This is a genomic window from Xanthobacter oligotrophicus, from assembly GCF_008364685.1.
GTDB classification, from domain to species: Bacteria; Pseudomonadota; Alphaproteobacteria; order Rhizobiales; family Xanthobacteraceae; genus Xanthobacter; species Xanthobacter oligotrophicus.
Window position 1 is genome coordinate 176,422 of sequence record NZ_VTTL01000003.1, and the last position, 26,592, is coordinate 203,013.

General features: G+C 68.6%; 19 protein-coding genes and 1 riboswitch. Of the genes, 8 read left to right on the forward strand and 11 right to left on the reverse strand.

The annotated features are described in order from the left end of the window. Window positions 1–67: 67 nt before the first annotated feature. Both FZ033_RS05825 and FZ033_RS05830 read right to left on the reverse strand, forming a co-directional pair. Entirely contained in the window at window positions 68–1,081 is a 1,014-nt protein-coding gene (locus FZ033_RS05825; RefSeq protein ID WP_149575206.1) for a Bug family tripartite tricarboxylate transporter substrate binding protein, read from the reverse strand. A 365-nt stretch (window positions 1,082–1,446) separates the two neighbouring features. Further along, window positions 1,447–2,301 (reverse strand): IclR family transcriptional regulator, encoded by an 855-nt coding sequence (locus FZ033_RS05830; protein WP_149575207.1) that lies wholly within the window; start codon window positions 2,299–2,301, stop codon window positions 1,447–1,449. Between the two features lie 206 nt (window positions 2,302–2,507). On the opposite strand from FZ033_RS05830, the gene FZ033_RS05835 reads away from it, so the two are divergent. Then, entirely contained in the window at window positions 2,508–3,548 is a 1,041-nt protein-coding gene (locus tag FZ033_RS05835) for a 2-dehydropantoate 2-reductase (RefSeq protein WP_149575208.1), read from the forward strand. A gap of 190 nt (window positions 3,549–3,738) precedes the next feature. Here the strand turns inward: FZ033_RS05835 and FZ033_RS24505 are convergent, their stop codons facing one another. Beyond that, entirely contained in the window at window positions 3,739–3,864 is a 126-nt protein-coding gene (locus tag FZ033_RS24505; protein WP_269149852.1) for a hypothetical protein, read from the reverse strand. A gap of 443 nt (window positions 3,865–4,307) precedes the next feature. On the opposite strand from FZ033_RS24505, the gene FZ033_RS05840 reads away from it, so the two are divergent. Further along, the gene (locus FZ033_RS05840) at window positions 4,308–4,889 is read left to right on the forward strand and encodes a YqaA family protein (protein ID WP_149575209.1); all 582 of its coding nucleotides are present in this window, start codon (window positions 4,308–4,310) and stop codon (window positions 4,887–4,889) included. A gap of 97 nt (window positions 4,890–4,986) precedes the next feature. Here the strand turns inward: FZ033_RS05840 and FZ033_RS05845 are convergent, their stop codons facing one another. Beyond that, the gene (locus tag FZ033_RS05845; RefSeq protein WP_149575210.1) at window positions 4,987–5,757 is read right to left on the reverse strand and encodes a hypothetical protein; all 771 of its coding nucleotides are present in this window, start codon (window positions 5,755–5,757) and stop codon (window positions 4,987–4,989) included. Between the two features lie 652 nt (window positions 5,758–6,409). Between FZ033_RS05845 and gltB the strand changes: the two genes are divergently transcribed. Then, window positions 6,410–11,113, forward strand: a complete 4,704-nt coding sequence (gene gltB / locus FZ033_RS05850; RefSeq protein WP_149575211.1) for a glutamate synthase large subunit — start codon at window positions 6,410–6,412, stop codon at window positions 11,111–11,113. Window positions 11,114–11,336: 223 nt separating this feature from the next. Further along, complete coding sequence (locus FZ033_RS05855) at window positions 11,337–12,758, forward strand: glutamate synthase subunit beta (protein ID WP_149575212.1); 1,422 nt, start codon at window positions 11,337–11,339, stop codon at window positions 12,756–12,758. 187 nt (window positions 12,759–12,945) lie between these two features. On the opposite strand, the gene zapE is transcribed toward FZ033_RS05855, so the two are convergent. After that, window positions 12,946–14,133 carry a cell division protein ZapE gene (zapE, locus tag FZ033_RS05860; RefSeq protein WP_149575213.1) on the reverse strand — a complete coding sequence of 396 codons (1,188 nt, stop codon included), beginning with the start codon at window positions 14,131–14,133 and terminating at the stop codon, window positions 12,946–12,948. Between the two features lie 189 nt (window positions 14,134–14,322). On the opposite strand from zapE, the gene FZ033_RS05865 reads away from it, so the two are divergent. Beyond that, a complete protein-coding gene (locus tag FZ033_RS05865; RefSeq protein ID WP_188079327.1) occupies window positions 14,323–16,581 on the forward strand; it encodes an FUSC family protein in 2,259 nt (752 codons plus the stop codon). A gap of 16 nt (window positions 16,582–16,597) precedes the next feature. Here the strand turns inward: FZ033_RS05865 and FZ033_RS05870 are convergent, their stop codons facing one another. Then, entirely contained in the window at window positions 16,598–17,725 is a 1,128-nt protein-coding gene (locus FZ033_RS05870) for a 2'-deoxycytidine 5'-triphosphate deaminase (RefSeq protein ID WP_138398248.1), read from the reverse strand. 75 nt (window positions 17,726–17,800) lie between these two features. Beyond that, a riboswitch (SAM riboswitch) is annotated at window positions 17,801–17,881 on the forward strand. A gap of 80 nt (window positions 17,882–17,961) precedes the next feature. On the opposite strand from FZ033_RS05870, the gene FZ033_RS05875 reads away from it, so the two are divergent. The 3 genes from FZ033_RS05875 (at window position 17,962) to FZ033_RS05885 (ending at window position 21,382) form a co-directional block, all read left to right on the forward strand. After that, a complete protein-coding gene (locus FZ033_RS05875) occupies window positions 17,962–19,182 on the forward strand; it encodes an O-succinylhomoserine sulfhydrylase (protein WP_149575215.1) in 1,221 nt (406 codons plus the stop codon). Between the two features lie 112 nt (window positions 19,183–19,294). After that, window positions 19,295–19,687 carry a Co2+/Mg2+ efflux protein ApaG gene (apaG, locus tag FZ033_RS05880; protein ID WP_011996128.1) on the forward strand — a complete coding sequence of 131 codons (393 nt, stop codon included), beginning with the start codon at window positions 19,295–19,297 and terminating at the stop codon, window positions 19,685–19,687. 198 nt (window positions 19,688–19,885) lie between these two features. Further along, entirely contained in the window at window positions 19,886–21,382 is a 1,497-nt protein-coding gene (locus FZ033_RS05885; RefSeq protein ID WP_188079328.1) for a TrkH family potassium uptake protein, read from the forward strand. A 79-nt stretch (window positions 21,383–21,461) separates the two neighbouring features. Here the strand turns inward: FZ033_RS05885 and FZ033_RS05890 are convergent, their stop codons facing one another. The 5 genes from FZ033_RS05890 to FZ033_RS05910 form a co-directional block, all read right to left on the reverse strand. Next, entirely contained in the window at window positions 21,462–22,217 is a 756-nt protein-coding gene (locus FZ033_RS05890) for an SDR family oxidoreductase (protein ID WP_149575216.1), read from the reverse strand. A gap of 66 nt (window positions 22,218–22,283) precedes the next feature. Then, a complete protein-coding gene (locus FZ033_RS05895; RefSeq protein ID WP_149575217.1) occupies window positions 22,284–23,408 on the reverse strand; it encodes a hypothetical protein in 1,125 nt (374 codons plus the stop codon). After that, on the reverse strand, window positions 23,405–23,632 hold the full coding sequence (gene ccoS, locus FZ033_RS05900; protein ID WP_149575218.1) for a cbb3-type cytochrome oxidase assembly protein CcoS: 228 nt from the start codon (window positions 23,630–23,632) through the stop codon (window positions 23,405–23,407). Before ccoS ends, FZ033_RS05895 begins: the two co-directional genes overlap by 4 nt. Further along, the gene (locus tag FZ033_RS05905; RefSeq protein WP_149575219.1) at window positions 23,629–25,860 is read right to left on the reverse strand and encodes a heavy metal translocating P-type ATPase; all 2,232 of its coding nucleotides are present in this window, start codon (window positions 25,858–25,860) and stop codon (window positions 23,629–23,631) included. The genes ccoS and FZ033_RS05905 overlap by 4 nt, the downstream gene beginning before the upstream one ends. Window positions 25,861–26,071: 211 nt before the next feature. Further along, window positions 26,072–26,575, reverse strand: coding sequence for a FixH family protein (locus FZ033_RS05910; RefSeq protein ID WP_149575220.1), 504 nt, complete (start codon window positions 26,573–26,575; stop codon window positions 26,072–26,074). Window positions 26,576–26,592 lie beyond the last annotated feature (17 nt).

A 26,592-nucleotide genomic window follows, 5' to 3' on the forward strand; every position in this document is an offset into this window, starting at 1 on the left:
CCGTTGCCGAAGACCTGCCTGCCGCGTCGGACAAGGCCCCGCCGGATATCCGGCGGAGCCTTGCCCCCTACTTCGCGACGAAGCCAGCCTTCTCCATCAGGTCCTTGTGGGTCCCGGCGGCCTTGTCGAGCCAGGCGGCATAGTCCGTGCCGGTGAGGGCGGTGGTGTTGAAGGCGCCCTTCTGCATGAAGTCCTGCCATTCGGGCGTGGCGCGCACCCGCTTGAACAGGTCGACGAAATAGTCGACCTGTTCCTTCGAGGCGCCCGGCGGCATGAAGATGCCGCGCAACATCAAATATTCGATGTCGAGCCCGGCTTCCTTGCAGGTGGGAATGTCGGCCCACGCCTTGCCGCTGGCGATGGGCTCCTTGTAGGGCAGGCGCTTGTCGTCGAACACGCAAAGCGGCTTCAGCTCGCCTGCGCGCCACTGGGACACCGCCTCGATGGGATTGTTCACCGACGAGGTGACATGGCCGCCCACAAGCTGCGCCGCCACGTCGCCGCCGCCCTTGTAGGGCACATAGATGAACTTGGCGCCGGTCTTCTGCTCGATGGCGGCGGTGATGATCTGGTCTTCCTGCTTGGAGCCGGTGCCGCCCATCTTGAAGATCTGGTCGCCCGACGCCGCCTTCAGCGCATCGAGATAACCTTTCACGTCGCTATAGGGTGCCTTCGCATTCACCCACAGGATGAATTCGTCGAGGGCGAGCATGGAAACCGGCGTCATGTCCTTCCAGGAGAAGGGCACGCCGGTGGCGAGCGGCGTGGTGAAGAGGTTGGACAGGGAAATGATGATCTTGTGCGGGTTCCGGTTGGAGCCCTTCACGTCGAGAAAGCCTTCGGCGCCGGCGCCGCCGGACTTGTTGATGACGACCAGGGGCTGGGTCATCAGGTTGTTCTTCTGAACAATGCCCTGAATCATGCGCGCCATCTGGTCGGCACCTCCGCCCGTACCCGCCGGCACGATGAATTCCACGGTCTTGGTCGGTTCCCAGGCGTGCGCCGCCAGGGGGGAAAAAGCTGCGGCCACGGCGAGCGCGGCTACACCTCGCCGGATGGTTCTGGCGATTGCCGAATGCATGATGGTCTTCCTCCCGGATCGTCCGCGTTTTTGTTTTGCGGATCGAGACGTGTGCCGAATCGAGACTTGTGCCGATCGAGATGGGAGCCGCATGCATACGGGCCGGCCGGCCCGCGCACAGGATCCGTCCCTCGATTTCAGGAGAGACACCGCTTTACCGGCCGGATGACGATGTGATCAGGCCGAAGCAGGCTCTCACGTCTTGTTCGAGCTGGCGCTCTATTTGGCGTTACCACCGCTTACGTTAGGGCGGCTCCGGAAGAGTATAATGAGCTTCCCTTGTGTCAATTGGAATTTTCAATTCCGAATTTGGTACTCCGTATCCCAATATTTGGAATACTGTATGCCAATTCAGTCAACAGACCTTACCGATACGCCGCATAATCCTGCGAAACGCTTTCATCGACGCCGGAATAAAGCCGCGTCATCTGCTCGGCGGCGGCGGCGACGCGGCGGCCGAGGCGCAGGATGCGGTCCTCGCTCATGCGCACGGCGGGCGCGGAGACCGAGACGGCGCCGATGGGATCGCGCCATTCGTTGAGAATAGCGGCCGCCACCGCCCGCATGCCCGGCGCATGCTCCTCCCGGTCCACGGCGAAGCCGCGCTCCAGGATCTCGCTCACGTCGTCCATCAGCGCCCGCTCCTCGCGGTGGGTGGCGGTGGTGAAGGGCTCGTAGCGGATCTGGCCGAGGCAGGCGCCGCGGAAGGCGGGCGTGGCGGCGGCCAGCACCGCCTTGCCGGCGGCGGTGGCATGCAGCGGCAGCCGCGCCCCGAGCCGGAAGAAGGCGCGCACCGGCGCATGGGCCTCCGCCTGGGCCACCACCACCAGCTCCATGGCATCGAACATGGCGAGGTTCACGGTCTCGTCGGTCTCATGCAGCAGCCGGCGGATCACCGGGCGGCCGATGTCCGGCAGCTTGCGGATGCGCAGGTAGGCCGAGCCGATGCGGAACAGGCCGAGCCCCACGGTCCACAGGCCGGTGGACAGATCGTGATTCACCAGCTGGCGCTTCTCCAGCGTCGTCAGCAGGCGGTGCACCGTGGACACCGGCAGCTCCGCCCGACGGGCGATCTCGGCCAGCGCCATGCCGTCCTGGTCCGCCACCACCCGCAGCAGGGCGATGGCGCGATCCAGCGACTGGACCTCGGCCCCACCCTCGGCGGCGGTGCCCGAGGCGGGGCGACCCCTGCGGCGTGGTGCGACCTCGGTCTCCGGCATCCCAATACTCCCTACCTGTTCGGCTGCGGCTCTGTGCGTCGGCCCCCAAAGTAGCTGGACGGCGGCCGACGTCCACCCTGTGACAAATTTTCCATCTTCCGGAATTAATTTCCACTGCTATCGTGGAGACCATGGTTGCCAAGGGCGGAGCGTGCGCTCTAGTCTGGCATACATAATACGTAATGAACCATCAGGAGGGATCTGCCATGAAGGTGTGCATCTACGGAGCCGGAGCCATCGGCGGATATCTGGGCGCCCAGCTCGCCAGCGCCGGAGCCGAGGTGAGCCTGGTGGCCCGCGGCGGCCATCTGGAAGCCATGCAGACCAACGGCCTGAAGCTGCTGATCAACGGCGAGGAGCGCGTGAGCCATGTCCGCGCCACCGACGATCCCCGCGAGCTGGGCCCGCAGGATTACGTCATCATCGCCCTCAAGGGCCATTCGGTGCCGGGCGTGGTGGAGCGGCTGCGCCCCCTCATGGGCAACGACACCGCCATCGTCACCGCCGTAAATGGCGTGCCCTACTGGTATTTCTACAAGCATGGCGGCGCGCTGGAGAACCGGACCCTGTCGACCATCGATCCCGGCGCCCGCCAGTGGGAGGTGCTGGGACCCGAGCGCGCGCTCGGCTGCATCGTCTATCCGGCCACCGAGGTGGTGGCGCCGGGCGTGATCCAGCACATCTACGGCGACAAGTTCCCCCTCGGCGAGCCCTCGGGCGAGATCACGCCGCGGGTGACCGCGCTCAGCCAGATGATGGAGAAGGGCGGCCTTCGCGCGCCGGTGCTGACCAACATCCGCGACGAGCTGTGGCTGAAGCTGTGGGGCAACCTCTGCTTCAATCCCATCAGCGCCCTCACCCACGCCACCCTCGACATCATCGCCGCCGATCCCGGCACCCGCGCCGTGGCCCGCTCCATGATGCTGGAAGCCAAGGCCGTCGCCGAGAAGCTGGGCATCAACTTCCGCGTGGACGTGGAGCGGCGCATCAATGGCGCAGGCGCGGTGGGCGCCCACAAGACATCCATGCTGCAGGACCTGGAGCGCGATCGCCCCATGGAGATCGACCCGCTGGTGAGCGTGGTCCAGGAAATGGCGCAGATGCTCGAACTGCCCACCCCCACCCTCGACGTGGTTCTGGCCCTGGTGCGCCAGCGCGCGGCCATGGCCGGCCTCGGCGACATCCTCGCCGTGCCGCCGGTCACCGCTGCCGATCTCGTGCCCGCTAAGAAGGCGGCCGCGCACTGAGCCGGGCGAGGCTCCGGCTGGCGGCAGCGCCCCGGAGCCCCCCTGCCCTTGGGTCATGATGCAAGCAAAAGAAAAGGCCGGGTCTCGCCCGGCCTTTTTCGTTTCAGTGGTAGAATGTCCGGATCAGGCCCGGCCTCGCACGCTGCGCCGGCACGGGGCCAGCGCGGCGGGTGCGATCACTCGCTCTCCGTCACTCGCTCTCCGTCATGGGGGCGGCGAGGGGCGTGCCCGGGTTCGGCTGGCTGGCGTTCAGCGCCATTCCCGTCAGGACATAGCCGAGCACGAGAGCGGCAAACACGGCGATTCGCTTGAACATCCTCATCCCTCAACTTGGTCGCGGCCAGACCGAGCCGAATTGTGCATCGCCCCGACGTCGCATGCTTTAGTCGCCATGCGCCGCACAAGAGCTGAACACGTACTTCAGCAGCGGTTCATAAAGCCTGAACAGGCTGGCCCCACCTGGGTTCCGGGATTTCTCCCGAACAGCGGCACCATGCCCATCGGCACCGAAACCGGGGCTCGCCCCGCGCGACTCAGGTTTCGGTGCCTGTGGTCTTACACCGCACGAAACGCCCTGTCTGTGTCCGGCCGGTCACAGCCCGCCGTCGCGTGGAGATCACGGTAAAGCAATGGTTTACGTGTCGTGAGGGGGGTCTGGCGGGATGTCGCGGGGGCCTTTCACAGCCTCCTGGCGCTTTACTCGACCGGTGGGACGCTCTAAGCCGAGGGACCTTTTATACCGCACCGCACAAGGCGCCCATGCTCCGCAAGCTCTACGACTGGATCATCGCCTATTCCGCGAAGCCGTCGGCGCCCTGGGCGCTCGCTTTGGTTGCATTTGCGGAAAGCTCCGTCTTCCCGGTGCCGCCGGACGTGCTGCAGGTGCCCATGACCCTGGCGCGCCCGGATCGCGCCTGGCGCTATGCGCTCATCGCCACCGTCGCGTCGGTGCTCGGGGGGCTGGTGGGCTACGCCATCGGCGCGCTGCTCTATGACAGCGTCGGCAAGTTCCTGATCGACCTTTACGGCTACGGCTCGAAGGTGGACCAGTTCCGCGCCGCCTACGCCCATTACGGCCATTGGGTGATCCTGCTGAAGGGGCTGACGCCCATCCCCTTCAAGCTCGTGACCATCACCTCGGGTTTCGCCGACTACAACCTGTTCTGGTTCGTGGTGCTGTCGATCATCACCCGCGGCGCGCGCTTCTTCATTCTCGCGGCGATCCTGCATTATTTCGGACCGTCGGCGCGGGAGTTCATCGAGAAGCGGCTCGGGCTCGTCACCCTCGGCTTCCTCGGCGTCCTGGTGGTCGGCCTGGTGGCGGCCGCCTATTTCGCCTGACGCGTTTCCGGCCGCCTGCGGCCGGGGCTGGATCGCGGGCGACGCCCGGACACATTCTAAACCCACGGCCGGTGAGCAAGCTCACCGGCCGTTTTCTTTATTGCGCCTTCGGTCGCGACAGCACTGAGGCTGATCCGGCGGTGGCCGTGTCCGTGGTCGCGGTGCCCGCCCCGGCCTTGCGCTTTTGCGGCGCGGCCGACGCCGATTGCGCCGCGGACCGTCCAGCCTCCGGGCTCGCGGGGGTTGCCCCCGGATTGGCCGGCGCGGCCTGCGGAGCGGCGGATTGCGCCGGCGGTGACGGCGGCGCGGCGGCCGGCTGAGGCGAAGCAGGAGTTTGCGGCGTGGCGGCCTTGGCCGCATCCGGCGCCGGAGCGACCTGGGGCACAGCTTGGGGCACGGCCGGGGCCGGCGTCACCGTAGCCACGGCCGGCTCAGGCGGACGCGACGGCGGCAGGGGCTTGGCGGGCGATGACGGAGCCGCAGCCACCGGCGGCTGGGACCGCGGTGGGGCCGGGGGCGGCGGGGGGCGGCGGGGTCCAGGCCCGGGCGGCGTCGGCACGGCGATGGTCGGACCGCCATAGACGCTGCGCGCGCTCACCACACGGCCGGTGAAGGCATCGAGCCGGAGCACGGCCGGCCCGTCCTCGTCCACCGCCGTCACCACATAGGTGCGGCCGGCCAGACGCGGCCGCGACACCTGCCGGTAGCCCATGCCGACCACGATGGCGCGCACCTCGCCCGGCGGCAGCATGCCATAGCCGCGCGGCGGCGCGGGCACATAGCCACGGGGCGGCGGCCCGTAGGGTCGCTCATAGCCATAGGGCCCCTCATAGATCAGCACCTGTGCCGCTATGGGGGCAGATGGCATAATCGCAGCGCTCAAAATTAAGGCACCGATCCCGAAGCGCAGGGGACCTGTGAGGGTTCGCGGCATGGCGCACCTCTCCATTCTTGAACCTCATTTGTCCCGACACGCCAGCCGGCGCGTCGAAGCCTGAACACCAGCCCCGCCGACGGACGGTCCGGGCACATGAATCCCATGGAACTTAAGGCGCCCAATGCGGCAGCCTTTGGACGCGCCCGCGGTGTCACGGCGACAGCCATTGAGGGGCCGCCCGAAACTCCGTTGCGTCGCGGCGCCGCGCGCCGTACCGTTCTTTCGTCCTGACGGTATTGAACGCAACTTTTCGCCGATCCGGCTGCTTTTGCGCCATTGAGGCGCTTGTAGGCGTGCCGCTTTTCTGGCATGTTCCACGAGATAGGGAAACCATGCTTCCCTATCTCCCGTGTCGATGGCTCAGATTGTCTCAAGCTCGCGTTCATACGAACGGGGGGCCTTCTGTGCGGCGCGGCAGTGGTGCAAAAGTTGCAGCGTAGCCGTAGGACATCATCGGGCAGGCCCGGACCGATGAGGGCTGCAGCCCGATCCGCGGGGAACCCGGATCGCGGCGCAAGGGCAAGAGATGGGGAAGGACGGCGGGGCGCATCTGCCCGGCCGCCAGCACAGAAGGAACGACGAGATGGCAGCGATGGATCGCACAGATGGCTTGAACGGAAGCGTGGCTCGGCCGGCCGCCGCCGTGAAAGACACGGCGATCGTCGGCCGTCCGGAACCCTTCGGCCTGTTCGACCCCGCCCATGAGAAGGATGCCTGCGGCGTCGGCTTCATCGCCGACATCAAGGGCCGCAAGTCCCACCGCATCATCCAGGACGGCATCAACATCCTGCTCAACCTGGAGCACCGCGGCGCCGTGGGCGCCGACCCGCGCGCCGGCGACGGCGCGGGCATGCTGGTGCAGATCCCCCACAAGTTCTTCCTGAAGGAAGCGGCGCGGCTCGGCTTCTCCCTGCCGGAGCCCGGCCTCTATGCGGTGGGCCACATCTTCCTGCCCCGCGATCCCGAGGGCGAGCAGATCGTGCGCGCCACCTATGAGCGGGCGGTGGCGGAGGAAGGCCTCGTCATCCTTGGCTGGCGCGACGTGCCCACCGACAATTCCTCCCTCGGCTGGAGCGTGCTGCCCACCGAGCCCAAGCACGCCCAGGTGTTCATCGGCCGCGGCGAGTTCGCCGGCGACGAGGACGGCTTCGAGCGCCGCCTGTTCGTGCTGCGCAAGGTGATCTCCAACACCGTCTATGGCTCCAAGGACCCGCGCACCGCCGGCTATTACCCGGTGTCGCTGTCGTGTCGCACGCTGGTCTACAAGGGCATGTTCCTGGCCGACCAGCTGGGCGCCTATTATGCCGACCTGCACGATCCGGACTTCGAGAGCGCGCTCGCCCTGGTGCACCAGCGCTTCTCCACCAACACCTTCCCGGCCTGGCCGCTGGCCCACCCCTACCGGATGGTGGCGCACAACGGCGAGATCAACACCCTGCGCGGCAACGTCAACTGGATGGCGGCGCGCCAGGCCTCCGTGGACACCGAGCTGTTCGGCGCCGACATCTCCAAGCTGTGGCCCATCTCCTATGAGGGCCAGTCGGACACCGCCTGCTTCGACAACGCGCTCGAATTCCTGACCCAGGGCGGCTATTCCCTGCCCCACGCGGCCATGATGCTGGTGCCCGAGGCCTGGGCGGGCAATCCGCTCATGGACGAGGAACGCCGCGCCTTCTACGAATACCACGCCGCCCTCATGGAGCCGTGGGACGGTCCGGCCGCCATTGTCGCCACCGACGGCCGCCAGATCGTCGCGACCCTCGACCGCAACGGCCTGCGCCCCGCCCGCTACATGGTGACGAGCGACGACACCATCGTGCTCGCCTCCGAAATGGGCGTGCTGACCCTGCCCGAGGAGAAGATCGTCACCAAGTGGCGCCTCCAGCCCGGCAAGATGCTGCTGGTGGACCTCGTGGAAGGCCGCCTCGTTCCCGACGAGGAGATCAAGACCCAGCTCGCCCGCGCCAATCCATACAAGGAGTGGCTGAAGCACACCCAGCTGGTGCTGGAGGACCTGCGCCCCGTGGAGGCGCGCGAGGTGCGCACCGACGTGGCCCTGCTCGATCGCCAGCAGGCGTTCGGCTACACCCAGGAGGATCTCAAGCTCCTCATGGCGCCCATGGCCATCACCGGCCAGGAAGCGGTGGGCTCCATGGGCACGGACACGCCCATCTCCGTGCTCTCCAACAAGTCGAAGCTGCTCTACACCTACTTCCAGCAGAACTTCGCCCAGGTGACGAACCCGCCCATCGACCCGATCCGCGAGGAGCTGGTGATGAGCCTTGTCTCCTTCATCGGGCCGCGGCCGAACATCTTCGACCTGGAAGGCACCGCCCGCCGCAAGCGGCTGGAAGTGCGCCAGCCCATCCTCACCAATGAGGACCTGGAGAAGATCCGTTCCATCGGCTTCATGGAAGAGCGGTTCGACACCCGCACCCTCGACATCACCTACCCGTCCGACAAGGGCGCGGCGGGCATGAGCGACGCGGTCGAGCGGCTGTGCGAGCGCGCCGAGGCGGCGGTTCACGGCGGCTACAACATCATCATCCTGTCCGACCGCCTGGTCGGCCCGGACCGCATCCCGATCCCGGCGCTGCTCGCCACCGCCGCCGTGCACCACCACCTGATCCGCAAGGGCCTGCGCACCTCCGTGGGCCTGGTGGTGGAGACGGGCGAGGCGCGCGAGGTGCACCATTTCGCCTGCCTCGCCGGCTACGGCGCCGAGGCCATCAACCCCTATCTCGCCTTCGAGACCCTGCTCTCCATGAAGGACGAGATCCCGGAGGAGGTGGACGACAAGGAGATCGTCAAGCGCTTCATCAAGTCCATCGACAAGGGGCTGCTGAAGGTGATGTCCAAGATGGGCATCTCCACCTACCAGTCCTATTGCGGCGCGCAGATCTTCGACGCGGTGGGCATCTCCTCCGAGCTGGTGAACAAGTATTTCTTCGGCACCGCCACCACCATCGAGGGCGTGGGCCTCGCCGAGATCGCCGAGGAAAGCGAGCGCCGCCACACCCTCGCCTTCTCCGACGCCCCGATCTTCCGCATGGCGCTGGATGTGGGCGGCGAATATGCCTACCGCATCCGCGGCGAGGACCATGCCTGGTCGCCGGAATCGGTGGCCGAGCTGCAGCACGCCGTGCGCGGCAATGCGCGGGACAAGTTCCGCGCCTTCTCCACCATGATCAACGACCATGACTCCCGCCTGCTCACGGTGCGCTCCCTGTTCCGCATCAAGAGCGCGGAAGAACTGGGCCAGGCGCCGGTGGACCTGTCGGAGGTGGAGCCCGCCGCCGACATCGTGAAGCGCTTCGTCACCGGGGCCATGTCGTTCGGCTCCATCTCCCGCGAGGCGCACACCACGCTCGCCATCGCCATGAACCGGATCGGCGGCAAGTCGAACACCGGCGAGGGCGGCGAGGAGCCCGAGCGCTTCAAGCCCCTGCCCAATGGCGACAGCATGCGCTCCGCCATCAAGCAGGTGGCCTCCGGCCGCTTCGGCGTGACGGCGGAATATCTCGTCAATTCTGACGTGATGCAGATCAAGGTGGCCCAAGGCGCCAAGCCTGGCGAGGGCGGCCAGCTCCCCGGCCACAAGGTGGACGCGGTGATCGCCAAGGTGCGCCACTCCACCCCCGGCGTCGGCCTCATCTCGCCGCCGCCGCACCACGACATCTATTCCATCGAGGACCTCGCCCAGCTCATCTATGACCTCAAGAACGTGAATCCCGACGCGGACGTGTCGGTGAAGCTCGTGTCCGAGGTGGGCGTGGGCACGGTGGCGGCCGGCGTCGCCAAGGCGCGCGCCGATCACATCACCATTTCCGGCTTCGAGGGTGGCACGGGTGCGTCGCCTCTCACCTCCATCAAGCATGCCGGCTCGCCGTGGGAGATGGGCCTCGCCGAGACCCAGCAGACCCTGGTGGCCAACCGCCTGCGCTCGCGCGTCGCGCTGCAGGTGGACGGCGGCCTGCGCACCGGCCGCGACGTGATCATCGGCGCCCTGCTCGGCGCCGACGAGTTCGCCTTCTCCACCGCCCCGCTCATCGCGGCGGGCTGCATCATGATGCGCAAGTGCCACCTGAACACCTGCCCGGTGGGCGTGGCCACCCAGGACCCCGTGCTGCGCAAGCGCTTCAAGGGCACGCCCGAGCACGTGATCAACTACTTCTTCTTCGTCGCCGAGGAAGTGCGGGAGATCATGGCCTCCCTCGGCTTCCGCAAGATCGACGAGATGGTGGGCCGCTCCGAGGTGCTCGACCAGAATGAGGCCATCAACCACTGGAAGGCGAAGGGCCTCGACTTCTCGCGCATCTTCGCCAAGCCCGACATGCCGCCCGAGGTGGGCATCCGCCACACCGAGCGCCAGCACCATCCCATCGAGAAGGTGCTGGACCGCACCCTCATCGCCAAGGCCGCTCCGGCGCTGGAAAAGGGCGAGCGCGTCGAGATCAAGACGCCGATCCGCTCGGTGGACCGCTCGGCCGGCGCCATGCTGTCCGGTGCCGTGGCCAAGGCCTACGGCGGCCAGGGCCTGCCGGACGACACCATCCATGTGGAGCTGAGCGGCACCGCGGGCCAGGCATTCGCAGCGTTTCTCGCCGCCGGCGTCACCTTCGACCTCATCGGCGAGGCCAACGACTATGTGGGCAAGGGCCTGTCGGGCGGGCGCATCATCGTCCGGCCTCCGGCCAATGCGGCCATCGTGGCGGAACACTCCATCATCGTCGGCAACACGGTGATGTACGGCGCCACCGAGGGCGAATGCTACTTCCGCGGCATCGCCGGCGAGCGCTTCGCGGTGCGCAATTCCGGTGCAATCGCCGTTGTTGAAGGCACTGGCGACCACGGCTGCGAGTATATGACCGGCGGCATCGTGGTGGTGATCGGCCAGACCGGGCGCAACTTCGCGGCCGGCATGTCCGGCGGCGTCGCCTATGTGCTGGACGAGGACAAGAGCTTCGCCAAGCGCTGCAACCTCTCCATGGTGGACCTCGAGCCGGTGGAGGAGGAGGAGGACCTGCTGGAACGCCTCCACCACCACGGCGGCGACCTGGAGTTCAAGGGCCGCATCGACGTGCAGGGCGACATGTCCCGCCACGACGAGGAACGCCTGCACCAGCTCATCGCCAAGCACCTGCATTACACCGGCTCGGCGCGAGCGCAGGCGATCCTCGACAACTGGGCCGATTACCGCTCCAAGTTCGTCAAGGTGATGCCGGTGGAATACCGACGCGCCCTGCGCGACATGGAAAAGCGCCGCGGCCTGGCGGCGGCGGAATAGCGCAAAGCCCGCGCTCTTCTCGTCCTCTCCCGCAAGCGGGAGAGGACGTTCGGCCGGTGTGCTGGACGCCGGTGTGCTGGACCTGGACGGGCGCGCGGATCAGGCGCGCGAATTCCGAGTCCTCAAGCTGGAACAATTCTTGTATTTGGACACGTGGTGCGGCACCCGGACTGATGCGGTGCGCGCGGCGGTTCCCTCAACGAGGTTCGCCTAAGGGGTTCTGATGGGCAAGGTCACGGGTTTTCTGGAGATCGACCGGCGGGAGCAGAAGTATCAGCCCGCCTCCGACCGCATCCGCCATTTCCGCGAGTTCACGCTGCCATTGCCCGACGCCGAGGTGACGAACCAGGCGGCGCGCTGCATGGATTGCGGCATCCCCTTCTGCCACGGGCCCAACGGCTGCCCGGTGCACAACCAGATTCCGGACTGGAACGACCTCGTCTATCGCGACGAGTGGGAGGAAGCCGCGCGCAACCTCCATACCACCAACAATTTCCCCGAGTTCACCGGCCGCGTCTGCCCCGCCCCGTGCGAGGAAGCCTGCACGCTGAACCTCGAGGACATGCCCGTCACCATCAAGACGGTGGAGCAGGCCATCGCCGACAAGGCGTGGAAGAAGGGCTGGATCAAGCCCGAGCCGGCTCTGGTCAAGACCGGCAAGACCGTCGCCATCGTCGGCTCCGGCCCGGCGGGCCTTGCCGCCGCCCAGCAGCTCGCCCGCGCCGGCCACGACGTGCATGTCTATGAGCGCGAGCCCAAGGCCGGAGGCCTGCTGCGCTACGGCATCCCCGACTTCAAGATGGAAAAGCACCACATCGACCGCCGCGTGAAGCAGATGGAAGCGGAAGGCGTGACGTTCCACTACAACGAGAACATCGGCATCGTCCGGCCGTTCCAGGAACTGCTCGACAGCCACGACGCCGTTCTGCTGGCCGGCGGCTCGGAAGCCCCGCGCGATCCCAAGCTGCCGGGCCAGGAGATGGAGGGCGTGCACTTCGCCATGCCCTATCTCGTGCAGTCGAACCGCCGCGAGGGCGACGAGCCGGTCAACGAGATCCCGATCCTCGCCGGAGGCAAGCACGTGGTGGTGGTGGGCGGCGGCGACACCGCTTCGGACTGCGTGGGCACCGCCTTCCGGCAGGGTGCGCTCTCGGTCACCCAGCTCGACATCCGCGCCGTGCCTCCCATGAAGGAGGACAAGCTGGCGGTGTGGCCCTATTGGCCCACCAAGTTCCGCACCTCCTCCTCCCAGGCCGAGGGCGCCGAGCGTGAGTTCGCCTGCGCCACCCTGGGCATCGAGGGACGCAACGGCCGCGTTACCGGCGTGAAGTGCGCCCGCGTGGACCAGAAGCGCCAGCCCATCCCCGGCACCGAGTTCGTGCTGCGCGCGGACCTCGTGTTCCTCGCCATCGGCTTCGCCCATGCGGCCCATCCCGGCCTCATCGAGCAGTCCGGCGCGGCGCTGGACAAGCGCGGCAACGTGGAGGCCGACGACCTCGCCTACGCCACGTCCGTGCCCAAGCTGTACGCGGCGGGCGACATGCGGCGCGGCCAGTCGCTGGTGGTGTGGGCCATCCGCGAGGGGCGCCAGGCCGCCCACGCCATCGACAAGGAACTCATGGGCGCGACCACACTGCCGCGCTGAGGCGGAATGCGTCGTTCATTGGAATGCCGTCATGGCCGGGCCTGTCCCGGCCATGATTGTTTTTGACCACCCATCGTCGCGCACGAGCACGGCATGAGCCCATGCCCCGGGCGGGAACGATCTGCCGATGTTTGAACCCTCCGGAGCGGACCATCGCGTCCGCCCCCTGGGTCGGGCCTTCGAGCTCTTACGTCTCCACCAGGCCCGTCGTATCCCCGGACGCTGCCGAATCCGGACGGCCGTGAGGCTTTGCCAGATATTCGCCCGAGCGCATCTCGTGGATGCGCGACACCGTGCGCGCGAACTCGAACGCCTCCGCCCCCTCGGTGCCGAGATAAAGCGCATCCGGCGCCGCCGCCGCGGAGGCGATGAGCTTCACGTTGGAATCGTAGAGCGTGTCGATCAGCGAGATGAAGCGCTTGGCCTCGTTGCGCTGGTCCGGCCCCAGGATCGGGATGTGCTCCAGCACGAGGGTGTGGAACATGCGCGCGAGCCGCAGGTAGTCGGGGTTGGGACCAAGCGCCGCCTCGCACAGGTCGGCGAAGGTGAAGCGCGCCGCGCCGTTGGCCATGGCCGGGATCGCGACGCGCCGGCCCTTCAGCAGCACCTCTCCGGGCACGCCGCCGCCGGGACCGGCGAGCCGGCGCCACGCCTGCGCCACCGCCGCATCCGCCTCGGGGCCGAGGGGCGTGTGCCAGGTGGACACCCCTTCCAGCTTCTCCATGCGGTAATCGGTGCGCGAATCCAGCGTCATCACCTGCATGCGCTCCTCGATCATGCCGATGAACGGCAGGAACAGCGCGCGGTTGAGGCCGCCGGAATACAGGTCCTTCGGCGCCACGTTGGAGGTGGCCACCACCACCACGCCGTCGGCGAACAGCTTCTCGAACAGCCGTCCGAGGATCATGGCGTCGGCGATGTCGGTGACGTGGAATTCGTCGAAGCACAGGATCTTCGCCTCGTCGGCCAACGCCGCCGCCACCGCGATGATGGGGTCTGAGGCCTTGCGGTCGCCCTGCTTCTGGGCCTGGCGTTCGCGGAAGATGCGCTCGTGCACGTCGCCCATGAATTCGTGGAAATGGGCCCGCCGCTTGGCCCGGGACGGCAGGGCGTCGAAGAAGAGGTCCATGAGCATGGTCTTGCCGCGGCCGACCTTGCCGTAGACATACATGCCCTTGGGGGTCACCGGGGCGCGGCGCTGGAACAGCCAGCCCAGCGCCGAGGACTTCTGCGCCATGGCCCGCTCGCGCAGCTCCAGCTCCAGGCGGGCGAACTCCTGCACCACCATGGCCTGCGCCGGATCGTCCGAAATATCGCCCGCGGCCAGCTTCGCCGCATACAATTCCCGTACCCGCGCCTTCGTTTCCGCTGTCATTGAGCCCATTCCCGTTCGCCGCAAGGAAGTCTCGGCGCCGTGCTTCGCCGAAGGCAGGGCTGGCTATAGAGCAGATGCGGGAAAAGTTGAATGCATGCCGGCGCAGCTCTTGCCGCACTGGACAGGCCCGGCGAAGCATGAATTCCTCCGCCCATGCCCGAGACGTCGCGCCGCCCCGGACCCGTCCCCATGTCGCCCCCACTGTCGTCGCCGATTCCTTCGCCATCGCCCCGCCCCCGCAAGCCGCTCCTCGACCGGCTGAAGGGGTGGCTTGCCGACCATGATCCCGGCGGGGTCGATCTTACGCGGGCGTTCCATCTCGGCGTTTCGTTCGTGATCGTCATCCTGGTGGGCTACGCGACCTCGAGCGCGTTCCGGCTGGGCATGAACGTGACCTTTCCCATGATGGCCGGCTGTGCCGCGCTGGTGATGATCAGCTTCAATCCGGCGGCGAGCGTCGCCGCCGAGGCGCGCACCATGGGGCGCCTGTTCGGCATCGGCTTCGCCTTCCTGCTGGCGCTGACGCTGGTGGGCCCCGGCGAGGGGCCGGGCAACGACATCGTCCAGAAGCTGCTGCTCATCCCCCTCGCCTTCTTGGCCCTGGCGCTGCGGCGCTATGGCATGGACGGGCAGAGGCTCGGCCTCGCGCTCATCGTCGTCGCCACGGTGGGCACCATCCTCCAGCCGACGCGGATCCAAGCAGCGCTGCTGCTCGCCGCCTTCTGCCAGGGCGCCCTGGTGGCGGCGGCGGTGCGCCTGTCCCCCTGGCGGCCCTCCGCCGTCAATGCCTTCGTCGAGACGACGCTCGACATGCAGGGCGCGGTGGCGAGCTATCTGCGCGAACTGTCGGAAGCCGTGCGCCACGGCCGGCATTTCCCGGAAGAGGCGAACGACGCGCTTGAGAACCTGCGCGGCCGGGTGTGGAACGCGCTCGCGTCGGCGATCGCCGAGGATCCCACCGCGCAGCCGGACTTCGAGCGCCTGAGGGTGCACTTCTATCGGCTGCGGGTGGCGGTTCAGCTGCTCGCCAGCTGCGTGCCGCAGAAGGCGCCGAACACGCCGGACTGGCGCCACCCCTTCGCCGCCGCCGCCGATCACATCGCCCGAAGGCTCGAGGCGGTGGACATCTCCGACGTGCACGCGGAGGAGCGTTACGAGCGTGCGGTGGCGTCCCTGCGCCGCCTCGCCTTCGCGTCGGAGCTGCCGCCGGACGCCCGCTTCGCGCTGCTGCGGGCGCTGACCGCGTTCGACCGGCTCTCCCTTGTGGTCACCGGCATCGCCGCCGCCGAGACCGCGCCGTTTCCGCCGCCCCACGATGAAACAGCGCCCACCCCGCCGGTGTTGCGCGTCATCCCCACACTGGTGAAGGGGCCGGACGGCCGGCGCACCCTGTCCGCGCCCATGCGCGTCGCCTGCCAGGGGGCCATCGCCACCGCCGTCACCACCGCCCTCGACCTCGGGGTGCACCTCGACCACGCCTATTGGGCGACCATGACGGTCATGTTCGTCATCGGCAACAGCGTGGGCGAGACCTACATGCGGGTGCGCTACCGCACCATCGGTACGCTCATCGGCGTGGTGCTTGGCATGGCCCTGTTCCTCGGCCTTGGCCCGCACATCTGGATTCTCGCCGCCTTGTGCATGGCGGCCCAGATGATCGCCCTCGTCACCCAGAAGGACCGCTACGACGTGGCCTCCGCCGCCGTGGGCCTGTCGGTGGTGCTGGGATTGCACATCATTTCCGGGCTCGGCACCGAGGGCATGCTGGCGCGCATCTACGAGACCGCCATCGGCGCCGCCATCGCCTTGGTGGTGTCCTACCTGGTGTTGCCGGTGTATCTCGCCGAGCAGTTGCGACCCGAGGTGAAGACGCTGGTGCGCCGCTCCCGCGTCGCCTTCGCCTCCTGGTGGCCCCACCAGGGGGAGAAGGCGAGCGTTTCCGCCCTCGCCCAGGACGTGCGGGCCATGGGCACGCGCCTGCCCAATCTCGGCGCCGAGCAGGTGTTCGGCCATTCGGCGGGGGACGCGGCCAACATCGTCTCCACCCTCGACGTGCTCATCACCTATCTCGCCCTGATGGAGGACGTGGCCCTGCGCCTGTCCGCCATGGGCGCCGATGCGCGCGAGGAGGTGGTGGCCGTGGTGGAGGCGGCACGCTCGCGCATCCTCACCGGCTTCGAGGTGGTGCTGGGCGAGGCCGGCAGCGGCAGCGCCGATGCGGCGACGCCGGCGGTGGACGCCGCGGTCTCCACCGTGCTGGGCATGGCGGACGACCCTGCCGTGATGGAGGTGCTGCCCCTGGTGGCGGATTATCTCGCCTATTCCGATGCGGTGCTGCGCCCGCTGCGCGAACTCAACGCCGCGCTGAACGACGCCGTGCCCTGGCGCAAGGAGGAGATGATCGCCGCCGGGCGCGCGGCCGCAACCGCGACCGTCGGCAAGGGGTGAGGGGCCGCGTTGGCTCTCACGTCCCCACGGGCTTGAAATGCTTGGAGAGCTTCAGGCCCTGACCCTGGTAATGGGAGCGCATGTCGGCGCCGTAGAGGGTGCCGGGGCGGCCCGCCATGCGCTCGTAGACGAGGCGGCCCACCGTCTGGCCGTGTTCCAGGATGAAGGGCACCTCCCGCGAGCGCACCTCCAGCACCGCGCGGGCGCCGCGCCCACCCGCCGCCGGATTGCCGAAGCCGGGATCGAAGAAGCCGGCATAATGCACCCGGAACTCGCCCACCAGGGGATCGAACGGCACCATCTCCGCCGCGTAGTCCGGCGGCACGTGCACCGCCTCCCGCGAGGCGAGGATGTAGAAGGCGTCGGGGTCGAGCACCAGCCCCGCCGTGCGGCCGGGCCGCACCCGGATGGGCTCCCAGAAATCCTCCACGTCGAGCACGCCGGCCTCGTCCACGTCGATGACGCCCGTGTGCTTCTTGGCGCGGAAGCCCTGCAGGCCGGGGATCACTTCGCCGGCGAGATCGACCCCCAGCGCGATGCCACCCGCCGCCACGTCCGGCTGGGCGGCGTCCACCAGGCATTCGGCGGACTGGAGGCTCAGCAGTTCGAGGTCCGACAGCCGCGACACCCCGCGGCGGAACCGCACCTGCGACAGGCGCGATCCGGTGCGCACCAGGATGGGAAAGGTGCGCGGGGAGATTTCCAGATAGAGCGGGCCGTTGTAGCCGGCCGGAATGGTATCGAAGGCGCGCGCGCCATCGGTGATGACGCGCACGAACACGTCGAGCCGGCCGGTGGAGCTCTTGGGGTTCGCCGCCGCCGCCAGATCAAACGGCAGCTTCAGGCGCTCGAACAGCTCCACCAGATAGACGCAGCCGGTCTCCAGCACCGCGCCCTTGGCCAGGTCGAAATCATGCAGGGCGAGATCGGCCAGGCGCTCCTTCACCGAGACGCCCGCCCCCGGCAGGAAGCTCGCGCGCACCCGCCACGCCGTGCGGCCGAGCCGCAGGTCCAGGCTCGCCGGCTGGATCTGGTCCACATCGAGCGGCCGGCGGCAGGAGATGGCACCCGTCGCCTTCAGCGCCGAAATGGCCTCGGCGGGCAGGATGCCGGGCTTCTGATGCTCCGTCGCTCGCACGGTCATATCCGCTTTCCCGTCCTTTTTGTTCGCTTTACCGGACGAAACCCTTGACGCCAAGGGGAGGCCGGGCGTTTACTGCCGCTCACTCGTGGTGAATTTGAGCCGGCCCGCTTGCAGCCACGTTAAACAACCTTGCTAAAAGGCCGGGGACGAACAGACGGGCAAGCCGCGCGCGCCGCACACCGGCCACCGCGGCGGCGAACCGCGCCTGATCCCCTCGGCCTCCCCCGGAGACCGTCATGTCCGTGGCGCAAAAGCCAACCCCCAAATTCATCCCCAAAGATCCCCTTACACTCCACCCGGAGACGCGCCTAGTCCATGGCGGTACCACCCGCTCGCCTTATGGGGAGACCTCAGAGGCGCTGTTCCTGACCCAGGGCTTCGTCTACGACAACGCCGAGTCCTGCGAGGCCCGCTTCAAGGGCGAGGATCCGGGCTTCGTCTATTCCCGCTACGGCAATCCCACCACCGCCATGTTCGAGGAGCGCATGGCGCTGCTGGAAGGCGCGGAGGCGGCGCGGGCCACGGCTTCCGGCATGGCGGCGGTGAACGCGGCGCTGCTGTGCCAGCTCTCCGCCGGCGACCATGTGGTGGCGGCGCGCGCCCTGTTCGGCTCCTGTCGCTGGATCCTGGAGGATTTCCTGCCGCGCTTCGGCGTGGAAACCACGCTGGTGGACGGCACGGACCTCGCCGCCTGGCGGGCGGCGGTGCGGCCGAGCACCAAGGTGTTCTTCCTGGAGAGCCCCACCAATCCCACCCTGGAGCTGATCGACATCGCGGCGGTGGCTGAGATCGCCCACGCCGCCGGCGCCCGCCTGGTGGTGGACAATGTGTTCGCCACCCCCCTGCTCCAGCATCCGTTCGAGCTGGGCGCGGACATCGTGGTCTATTCCACCACCAAGCATGTGGACGGCCAGGGTCGCTGCCTGGGCGGGGTCATCCTCTCCTCCCAGCAGTTCGTGACCGACCACCTCCAGACCTTCCTGCGCCAGACCGGCCCCTCCATCTCGCCCTTCAACGCCTGGATCATGCTGAAGGGCCTGGAGACGCTGGCGCTGCGGGTGGAGCGCATGCAGGCGAGTGCGGGCCGCATCGCCGATGCGCTGGCCGGCCTGCCCAAGATCGAGACGGTGCTCTATCCCGGCCGCGCCGACCATCCGCAGGCGGAGCTGGCCCGCCGGCAGATGAAGGGTGGCGGCACCCTCGTGACCTTCGTGGTGGAGGGCGGCAAGGAGGGCGCCTTCCGCTTCGCCAACGCCCTCGGGCTGATCCGCATCTCCAACAACCTCGGCGATGCCAAGAGCCTCATCACCCATCCAGCCACCACCACCCACCAGCGCTTCACGCCGGAGGCCCGCGCCGAGATGGGGATTTCCGACGGCCTGCTTCGCCTGTCCGTGGGGCTTGAGCATCCCGACGACCTGATCGCCGATCTCACCACCGCCGCCGGAGCCTTGTAACGGCTCCATTCCGGCCACGGGGCGGAGCAGACTGTTGCGCCCGGACGGCAACGCGGGTTCACTGTGGCCCGCGGGGGCATTTTCTCCCGCGGTGAGGGGAGCTCGAGCGGGTATGTACCGCGCCATCACTCGAAATATTCAGGTGACCGCGACGCCGCGTTATGTGGCGGAGCGATCGGAGCCCGACCAGGGCCGTCATTTTTGGGCTTATACCGTCGAGGTGGCCAATTTGGGCCAGGAGACCGTGCAACTGAAGGGCCGCCACTGGGTCATCACCGACGCCAACGGGCACACCGAGGAGGTCCATGGAGCCGGCGTCGTGGGCGAGGAGCCCACCCTGCCGCCCGGTGGCCGATTCGAATATACCAGCGGCGTGCCGCTCAACACCTCCACCGGGATCATGAGCGGGCACTATGAGATGCTGGCCGACAACGGCGAGACCTTCTCCATCGAGATCCCGGCCTTCTCGCTCGACGTGCCGGACGTGCGCCGGGTCCTGAACTGAGAAACGCCGCGGGCGAGAGCATTTTCCGTGCACGCCCGTTCGCGGGAAATGCTCTATCTCGTTTGCGTATCGCATTTTCTTAAACTAACCCGGCATCCACTCCGCTCGAGGGCGCTTTAGAATCTCGCGTTGGCGCGTTTTCTTCACGCGAACCGGTAGCCACTTCGCTTGAAAACGCTTTAGGGGAAGGGGGACGTCATGCACGCCGCGCGCATCCCAACGGTGGAGGCCGAGGCCGTTTCGGTGCTCAGCCTGCGTCCGGTGGCGGCGACGCTCGGCGTCCTCCTCGCCATCCTCGGCGTCGCCATGCTGGTGCCGGCGATGGTGGATTTTGCCACGCGGTCCGGCGGACAGGGCGCCTTCGTCGGCGCCTCGGCCATCACCATCTTCGTCGGCGTGCTGCTGTGGATGAGCGGTCGCAGCCAGAAGGTCAGCAAGCTCGACCTCAGGCAGGCCTTCCTCCTGACCACCTCGGTCTGGGTGGTGCTGTCGCTGTTCGCGGCCCTGCCGCTCATGTGGGGCCACTCGCGGCTGTCCTTCACGGCCGCCATGTTCGAGAGCATGTCCGGGCTCACCACCACCGGCGCCAGCGTGATGTCGGGTCTGGACGCCATGTCGCCCGGCATCCTGTTGTGGCGGGCGCTGCTGCACTGGTTCGGCGGCATCGGCATCGTCGCCATCGCCATCGCGGTGCTGCCCATGCTCTCCATCGGCGGCATGCAGCTGTTCCGCACGGAATCCTCCGACAAGTCGGAGAAGTTCCTGCCCCGCGCCGGCGCCATCGCCAAGCGCCTGCTCATCGCCTATGTGTTGCTCACCGCCATCTGCGCCGGATTTTACCTGATGGCGGGGCTGAAGCCCTTCGATGCCGTCACCATCGCCATGTCCACTCTGTCGAGCGGCGGCTTCGCCAATTCGGACACCTCGATCACCGTGTTCGCCAAGCCGGCGGTGGATTATGTGGCCGTGGTCTTCATGATCGTGGCCGCCCTGCCCTTCCCGCTCTATGTACGCGCCCTGTCCGGGGACCCGTGGCGCATCTTCTCCAATCCGGAGGTGCGGCTGTTCTTCGCCATCGTGGCGCTGTTCACCACCCTCTCCTTCCTGCAGCTCACCTTCAGCGGCGTCGCCTCCGGCGAGACGGCGCTGCGCTGGGCGCTGTTCACGGTCGCTTCGCTCATTTCCACCACCGGCTTCATGGCGGCGGACTACACCAATTGGGGTACGACCTCGGACGCCATCTTCTTCGTGCTGATGTTCATCGGCGGCTGCACCGGCTCCACCTCCGGCGGCCTGAAGGCCCTGCGCCTCGCCATCACCGCCAAGGCCATCCGCCAGCACCTGAAGCGCATCTCGTTCCGCGCCGGCGTGTTTCCCCTGCGCTACGGCGGCGCGCCGGTGGCGGACGACGTGGTCGCCTCGGTACTGTCCTTCGTCTTCCTCTATCTGCTTGCCTTCTTCCTGTTCGGCGTCGCCCTCAACATGCTGGGCCTCGACCTGAAGACCGCCTTCTCCGCCGCCATCGCCTGCCTTGCCAATGTGGGGCCGGGGCTGGGGCCGCTGGTGGGGCCGGCCTCCAATTACGGCGTCCTGCCCGATTCCGCCCTGTGGCTGCTCACGGCGGCCATGCTGCTGGGGCGGCTGGAGATCCTGACCGTGCTGGTGCTGTTCCTGCCGCGCTTCTGGGTGCGCTGAGCCGCCCTCACAGCACTGCAGCCGCGCGCACAAGCCCGCGCGGCGTTTGAGCGAAAGAACGCGGCAAGAGCGAAGGCGCTCAAAAATGCGCCATGTAGCCGCCATCCACCGCCAGCACATGGCCGGTAACGTAGGAGGCCGCCGGTGACGCGAGAAACACCGCCGCCCCCGCCACCTCGGCCGGCTGCCCCCAGCGAGCCAGCGACGTGCGGCGCGACAGCCATTCCCCCACCGCCTGGTCGCGCGCCAGCTCGGCATTGGGCTCGGTGAGGAAATAGCCGGGCGCGACGGCGTTCACCGTGATGGCATGCGGCCCCAGATCGGCCGCGAGCGCCCGCGTCAACGCCTCCAGCCCGCCCTTCGCGGTGGTGTAGGCGGCATCCCCAGCCCGCGAGAGCGGCCCGGCGATGGAGGTGATGTTGATGATGCGCCCGCCCTTGCCGCGCGCCACCATGCCTTTCGCCACCTCCCGCGTGAGATGGGCGGGGGCGAACAGGTCCAGCTCCACCAGCCGGCGGAACGCAGCGTCCTCCATGTCGAGGAAGCCGCGCCGGTCGCGGGCGCCGGCATTGTTGACCAGGATGTGGATGGGCGGCGCCGCAGCGATCGCCTTGGTGACCGCATCGGCATCGCACACGTCGAGCACGAACGGCTCGGCCTTGCCGCCCTTGCGGATGATGGTGGTCACCGCCGGGCCGAGGCGTGCGGCGTCCCGGCCGTTCACCAGTACATGGGCCCCCGCCAGCGCGAGGGCGGTGGCGATCTCGAAGCCGAGGCCGGCCACCGAGCCGGTGACGAGGGCGGTCTGGCCGTCCAGCGAGAAGGGATGGGTCAAGGCGGGCTCCCGGCCATTGGGCGTGCCCTCCTTTCCTAGCGTCTGGCGCACGCTTCGGCCAAGCCGTCAGGCCAGAACATAGCCCAGCAGCGCGCCGCAGATGGCGCCGAAGAACAGGCCGCCGTCATGCAGCGCCAAAGCGAGGCGGCTGGGCTGGCCGGCGCGATAGATCCACGCTGTCGCGCCCACAGTGGCCACCGACCAGCCGGCACCCACGCAGATGAGGGCGGCAGTGATGGTCTCCGGCGTCCCCAGGCTCTGGAGCGGGATGCCGATGGCCACCAGCAGCGCACCTGCCACCGCGATCACGAGGGGCGGCACGCGATCCCCCACGAAGGCGAGTGGCACGGCGGGTGCGTACATGGCGGCCACATGCAAGGCGATGAAGCCGAACACCGCCGCCCCGCCGATGCCGCAGCCCACCAGCGCCAGCGGCGCGCCGGACATGACGGTATTCATGCCGAACCAAGCCGCGCCGCCCACCAGGGTCGGCCACAGGATGGCGGACAAGGGCGCCCGGGCCTTGGGGTGGAACACGGAGGTCGGGTCCGAGGCGAGCATGACCGCGACGCCGAGGGAGCAGGTGTGCGCGAGAGCCGCCAGCGCGGCGGCGCCGACCAGGAAGTAAGGCGCGGCGAGCTGTTCGGCGAAGCCCGCGAGCGTCGGCCCGGCAAAGGCGGCAGCGACACCGCCGGCCAACACGCCGGCTGTGGCGGCGGCGGGCCGCCCGCTCGCGGCGGCGGCCTCGTGCCGGTAGAAGAAGGAGAAGCCCTGCGCCATGCCGAGCCACAGGGCACCAAGGCACGCCCAGGCGAACTGGCGCTGTATCAGCGCCGCCACCAGCAGCGCCCCGCCGGCGATGCCCAGCGACGCGCCGAGCGCGAACCCGGTGCGCCGGCCGAACGCATCGCGCAGGAAGGACGCCGGGAAGGAGGCGAGCGCCGCCCCCAGCAGCATGGCCGCGAACGGCCAGGTGACCAACTCCGGCCGTGGCGCCAGTTGTGCACCGGCGAGCGGCAGGGCGGCGGAGGCCACCGTCTGCGCCAGCACCGCGAAGGCGAAGCCGAGGGCCAGGCCGAAGGTGGAGACGGGGCGCGGCCCGTTGTCGTTGGCGGGGGCGTCGAGCTGCGGGTCGCAGACGCACACCAGCATGCCCGCGCGGGGTTCGGGGGCGGAGGCGGTGCGTCTCATGGCTTCGGGGCACCACGGCCGGACAGCCCACCCGCAGACTTGCCCCCCGGAGATTTGCCGGCCGGCGGCTGGGCCGAACTGGGAAGGTCATCGTCCGACAGGACGCGCACTGCGGCCCCGTCGAGGTCGTCATACTGGCCGCTCTTGAGGCTCCACAGGAAGGCGAAGAGGCCGGTGAGGCCCAGCAGCAACGCGAGCGGCAGGAGATAGACGAGGACGTTCACGCGGCCGCCTCCTCCAGTGTGCGGACATCGCCGCCGGCAGGGGCCGCGGCGTCGGTCGCCTCATCCTTGCGCCCCGGCCGCGCCGCGCGCAAGGCGTTGACGGTCACGAGTATGGAAGAGCCGGACATGGCAAGCGCCGCCACCAGCGGCGTCACAAAGCCGGCGATGGCGAGGGGCACCGCAATCACATTGTAGAGCACGGCGATGGCGAGGTTCTGCCGCATCAGCCGCGCCGCCACCCGCGCCCCGTCCACCGCCGCCAGCACCGGCGCGAGGCGCCGGCCCAGGAACACCGCATCCGCATGGGCCTGCGTCACCGCCGCGCCGGTGGCGGGGGAGAGGGAAACGGTGGCGGCGGCCAGCGCCGGGGCGTCGTTGAGGCCGTCGCCCACCATCAGCACCCGCCGGCCGTCCGCCTTCAGGCGATCGAGCGCGGCAATCTTGTCCGCGGGCTTCAGGCCCGCGTCCCAATGGGTAATGCCCAGCGCCTGCGCCACGGGAACCACCGCCGCCTCCCGGTCGCCGGAGAGGATGCGCACCTCAAGGCCACGGGCCTTCAGCGCGGCCACCACCTCCAGCGCGTCCGGCCGCAGGGCCTGTTCCACACCCATGACCAGGGTCTGGGCGCCACGGCGCAGCGCGATCAGCGATGCGCCGGCCGGCAGGTCGCCGGGCAGGGCCGCGCCGCAGAAGGCGAGGCTGCCGAGGCGCACGACCGCGCCATCCACCACCGCCTCCACGCCCTGCCCGCTCACTTCGGTCACACCCTCGATGGCCGGCCCGTCGGCACGCGGAGCGAGCGCCCGGGCCAGCGGGTGGCGGCTCGACAAGGCCAGCCGCCCGGCAAGGCCCACCAGCCCCCGGTCCGCGCCGCGCGGCAAGGCAAGGGCAGGCTCCGGCAGGGTCAGGGTGCCGGTCTTGTCGAACACCACCGTGTCCACGGCGGCGAGGCGCTCCAGCATGTCGCCGGCATTGATGAGAAGGCCGGCGCGAAACAGGCGGCCGGTGGCCGTCACCTGCACCGCCGGCACGGCGAGCGCCAGCGCACAGGGGCAGGTGATGATGAGCACGGCGACCGCGATCATCACCGAATGGTGGAGGCCCGCCCCGGCAAGGAGCCAGCCGATGGCGGAGACCAGCGCCGTGAGATGCACCATAGGGGCGTAGAGCCGCGCCACCCGGTCGGCGAGGCGCACATAGGCGCCCTTCTCGGCCAGCGCGCCATCCAGCAGGCGCTGCACGTCGTCCACCAGGGTGTTCTCGCCGCCGGCGGTGACCTTGAGGTGCAGCGCGCCCTCGCCGTTGAGGCTGCCGGCATAAACCGCATCGCCCGCCTTCAGGGCGCGCGGCAGGGTCTCGCCGGTGACGAGGCTTTCATCGACGCTGGACTGGCCGGAGGCGATGACGCCGTCCGCTGCCACCCGCTCGCCGGGGGCGACGAGGATGGTGTCGCCCGGCTGCAATGCCTGCACCGGCACCAGCACCGGCACCCCGTCCGCACCGAGACGGTGGGCCATCTCGCCGCGCAGGGCGGCGATGTTGCCGGCCGTGGCGCGGGTGCGCCGGCGCGCCTCATGGTCGAGATAGCGCCCGGCCAGGAGGAAGAACAGCAGCATGATGGCGCTGTCGAAATAGGCGTGGGGCTGGCTCAGCGCCGTCTCCAGCACGCTCATGCCCAGCGCCAGGGTGACGCCGATGGTGATGGGCACGTCCATGTTGAGCCGGCCCGAGCGCACCGCCCGGAACGCGCTCTGGAAGAATGGCTGGCCGGCATAGGCCGCCGCAGGAAGCGCAATGAGCGCCGACACCCAGTGGAAGAAATCCCGCGTCTCCGGCGTGATGTCGGTGACATTGCCCGACCACACCGAAACCGACAGCAGCATGATATTCATGGCCGCAAAACCCGCGACACCCAGGCAGCGCAGCAGCCAGCGGGCGTGGCGCGCCTCGCTCTCCTCGGCGCGGCCGGCGAAGGGGTGGGCGCGGTAGCCCAAAGCTTCCAGCTGGCTCACCACCCGGTCCGGCGAGGTCTCCTCGCGCCAGGCGACGGTGAGGCGGTGGGTGGAATAATTGAGGCGTGCGCGCACCACGCCCGGCAGCGCCTTCACCCCGTCCTCGATCTCGGCGATGCAGGCGGCGCAGTCGATGCCGTCCACGGCGAGGCTCATCTGGGCGAGGCCGTCTTCGGACCGCGCGACGAAAATGGAATAGTCGATCGCCTCAGCCATGGCTCCATCCCCGGGGGCTGCGGGGCCCCGCTGCACCGCGCAGCGGGAAGATGCGGACCCGAATGAGAGAAAAGTACGACAGGCCGGCCGGCGCGACGAACCAACCGGCCTGGTCGTACTCAAGGTGCAGGCGACCCTGGACGGATGCCGCCCGGCAGTCTCGATGCCGCCTCGGGAGGCCGGAGGAAGCCGGTTGCCCGTTCACAGCGGCTTACGGAAGCTGCACACGATTTTTGGACCGGAACTGGCGCTCTCCGCCTTGCGCAAAATCAATCACCAGATCCCACTGGCCCGGTCCCGCCGCCGCGGTGGCGCGGTAGCGGCCGTCGCCGATGGGCTTGAGGTCCAGGTCCACGTCGCGCCGGGCGTCGGTGGGGTGCGCGAGGCGTCCGTCCGGGGTGAGCTGCGACAGGGGCGCCCCCGAGGGATCGAGCACGCGGATGGTGACCACGCGAGCCTCGTTGCCCGGGGAAGCCAGTTCCACGTTCACGCTCCAGTGCCGCGCGACCTGCTCCTCGGCGGCGCGGTGCTCGGCGGAGAAGGCGAGCCCGGCCTTGTAGGAACTCTCCGTCTCCACGCCTGCGAACGTGGACACGGCGAAGCGCGCCATGATGACATTGACCACGATCACCACGCCGAAGAAGGCGAGGAGGATCAAGAGCACCGCCCGGCCGGTCAGCTCACGCGGCTGGCGGGGGACATCAGCATGGGCCATGTTTTGCCTCCCGTGTT